General features: G+C 69.9%; 4 protein-coding genes. 2 read left to right on the top strand and 2 right to left on the bottom strand.

Annotated elements, in window-relative coordinates:
* Both DPV74_RS40285 and sodB read left to right on the top strand, forming a co-directional pair.
* On the top strand, positions 1–326 hold a 326-nt coding region (locus DPV74_RS40285; protein ID WP_276142059.1), incomplete at its 5' end, for an exodeoxyribonuclease VII large subunit.
* 214 nt (positions 327–540) lie between these two features.
* On the top strand, positions 541–1,119 hold the full coding sequence (gene sodB, locus DPV74_RS40280) for a superoxide dismutase [Fe] (protein ID WP_011352986.1): 579 nt from the start codon (positions 541–543) through the stop codon (positions 1,117–1,119).
* Between the two features lie 106 nt (positions 1,120–1,225).
* On the opposite strand, the gene chrA is transcribed toward sodB, so the two are convergent.
* Positions 1,226–2,437, bottom strand: a complete 1,212-nt coding sequence (chrA, locus tag DPV74_RS40275; protein ID WP_091924542.1) for a chromate efflux transporter — start codon at positions 2,435–2,437, stop codon at positions 1,226–1,228.
* Between the two features lie 86 nt (positions 2,438–2,523).
* On the bottom strand, positions 2,524–3,158 hold a 635-nt coding region (locus DPV74_RS40270; RefSeq protein ID WP_162923300.1), incomplete at its 5' end, for a Crp/Fnr family transcriptional regulator.

Below are 3,158 nucleotides of genomic sequence, written 5' to 3'. Positions count from 1 at the left end.
AGTTGCGCTGGCAGCGCGCGCGCCCCGATCCGTCGCAGGCGCGCCAGGCACTCGCGGGGCTGTCGCAGCGTCTTGCGCTTGCATTGCAGCGCCGTCACGAACGCGACACGGCTCGCGTGTCGGCCTGTGCGGCAAGGCTCGAGGTGTTGAGCCCGCAGCGCACGCTCGAGCGCGGTTATGCGGCGCTGATCGATGCGCAGACGGGCCGCGCGGTGCGCACGCCGAACGCATTGAAGCCGCAGCGCCGCCTGACCGTGCATCTCGCCGAAGGCTCGGCCGACGTGTCGCTCGCCGACGTGCAGCCGCGCCTCGCCGATACGATCTGACGTGAGCGGCGCACGCGCCGCGACCGGGCAAAACGCGCGGGAACGGCGGTTGCGCGGTATCGGCTCGTCCCTGTGGACGATGCGCGAACATCGCTTTTCCGCATACCGCGGATAAATGGCCCGTGAGTTTGCGGGGTTATTCGGTCTCGCCTACAATCGGACGCTCGGCAGCATTCAACACAAGCCCCCCTACATACTCAACGAAGGAATCGCCATGGCTCATACGCTCCCGCCGCTCCCGTACGCTGAAGACGCACTCGCGCCGACCATCTCGCTCGAGACGATCCAGTACCACTACGGCAAGCACCATCAGGCTTATGTGACGAACCTGAACAATCTGATCCCGGGCACGGAATTCGAAAACCTGTCGCTGGAAGAGATCGTGAAGAAGTCGTCGGGTGGCATCTTCAACAACGCCGCGCAAATCTGGAACCACACGTTCTTCTGGAACAGCCTGTCGCCGAACGGCGGCGGCGCACCGACGGGCGCGCTGGGCGACGCGATCAACGCGAAGTGGGGTTCGTACGACGCATTCAAGGAAGCGTTCACGAAGGCCGCGGTCGGCACGTTCGGTTCGGGCTGGGCATGGCTCGTGAAGAAGGCTGACGGTTCGCTCGACATCGTGTCGACGAGCAACGCAGCAACTCCGCTGACGACGGCCGACAAGGCACTGCTGACGATCGACGTGTGGGAACACGCGTACTACATCGACTACCGCAACGCACGTCCGAAGTTCGTCGAAGCGTTCTGGAACATCGTGAACTGGGACTTCGCAGCGAAGAACTTCGCGTAAGGTCCGGCACCTGCGCGCCGCCACGGCGCGCGGTACCCAGCAGAAAAGCCCTCGTTTCGAGGGCTTTTTTGTTTTTGCCGCGGCGGAACGTGCTCCGCGTGCCCAATCAGGCGAGGAGGCCGAGCCCCCAGCCGAGCGCCGCGCTCGCGATCACGACGGCCCATGGCGGCACGCGCCAGAACACCAGCGCGACGAATGCGACGAGCGCCGCGGCCAGGTCGCGCGGCGCCATGATCGTGTCGGTCCAGACCGGGTGATAGAGCGCCGCGAGCAGCAGCCCGACGACGGCCGCGTTCACGCCCGCGAGCGCGGCCTGCATCCGCGTGCTGCGGCGCAGGCGCTCCCAGAACGGCGCGGTGCCGGCCACCAGCAGGAACGACGGCGCGAAGATCGACACCAGCGCGATCGTGCCGCCGAGCCAGCCGGTCGGCGCCTGGCGCAGCGACGCGCCGAGGAAGGCCGAGAACGTGAACAGCGGCCCCGGCACGGCCTGCGCGACGCCATAACCGGCCAGGAACGCCGCATCGCCGACCCAGCCGGGCGCGACCACGGCCGCCTGCAGCAGCGGCAGCACCACGTGGCCGCCGCCGAACACGAGCGCGCCCGTACGGAAGAACGCATCGACGACGGCAAGCGTATCGGAGCGCAGCGCGCGGGCCGCGAACGGCAGTACGACGAGGAGTGCGGCGAACAGCGCGAGCCACAGCGCGCCCGCGCGCGGCGACACATGCAGCGGCAACGGATCGTGGGTGCCGCGCGCCGGCTGCGGCAGCAGCACGAGGCCGGCCAATCCGGCCGCGACGATCACGGCAACCTGCGTCCATGCGGCCGGCGCGAGCAGCGCGACGCTGGCGGCCGCGGCCATCAGCGTGACGCGGCGCGCATCCGGGCACAGCGTGCGTGCCATGCCCCACACGGCCTGCGCGATCACGGCGACCGACACGATGCGCAACCCGTGCAATGCACCGGCTTCGATCGGCGCGCCCGTCGCGTGCACGCCGAGCGCGAACAGCATCATCAGCAGCGCCGACGGCAGCGTGAAGCCGAGCCACGCGGCGAACATCCCCGCGTAGCCTGCGCGCGCGAGGCCGATCGCCATCCCGACCTGGCTGCTCGCAGGGCCCGGCAGGAACTGGCACAGCCCGACGAGATCCGCGTAGGTGCGCTCGGTGAGCCAGGCGCGCCGCGTGACGAACTCGGTGCGGAAGTAGCCGAGATGCGCGACCGGGCCGCCGAACGACGTAAGGCCGAGCCGCAGGAATGCGATGAACACCGGCCACGGATGGCGGGAGGGAGCGGAGGCGGTCGATGTGCTCAAGGCGCGGCGGATGGATGAACGGACGAGCCGCCACGATAGCGCAACGCGGCGACGGCGGGGTGGCCGCGTGACGGCGCTGCCGCGGCTCAGCGCATGCCGTCGGGCAGCCCGCTCGCGCGCCGCAGCGCGTCGACGTCGACGAGCTCGATTTCACCGACGTGCAGCCGCACGACACCGTCGGCCTGCAGCGCCTTCAGCAACTGGTTGGTGGTCTGTCGCGTCAGCGACAGCATCGCCGCGAGCTTTTCCTGCGACAGCCGGATGCGGGTGCGGCCGGCGCTGATCCCGCCGTAGCCGTCGGCGATCATCAGCAGGCGGGCGGCGAGCCGCTGCGCGGCCGGCATCACGCTCATCGACTCGACGGTCAGGAAGCTCAGGCGCAGCTTCTGCGCCATCAGCAGCGCGAATTGCCGCCAGTATTGCGGCGTCGCGTCGAGGATCGCGAGCAGCGCGGCCTGCGGGACGTGCAGCAGCAGCGCGTCGTCGAGCGCGATCGCGTCGTGCGTGCGCGGCTGGCCGTCGAACAGCGCGATTTCGCCGAACCACGTGACGGGCTCGGCGACCGTCAGCAGCGCCTCCTTGCCCTGCGGGTCGACCGCACCTATCGTGAGTGAACCGGCCAGTACCGCGTACAGCCCGCACGGCGGGTCGCCGCGCCGGAACAGCGCATGGCCGGCCGGCAGCCGGCGCAGCGCCGCGCGGGCGAGCAGGTCCGCGCGCA

This window comes from Burkholderia sp. HAN2018, from assembly GCF_024704855.1.
Lineage (GTDB): Bacteria > Pseudomonadota > Gammaproteobacteria > Burkholderiales > Burkholderiaceae > Burkholderia > Burkholderia cepacia.
This window is presented reverse-complemented; position numbering and strand designations above follow the sequence as displayed.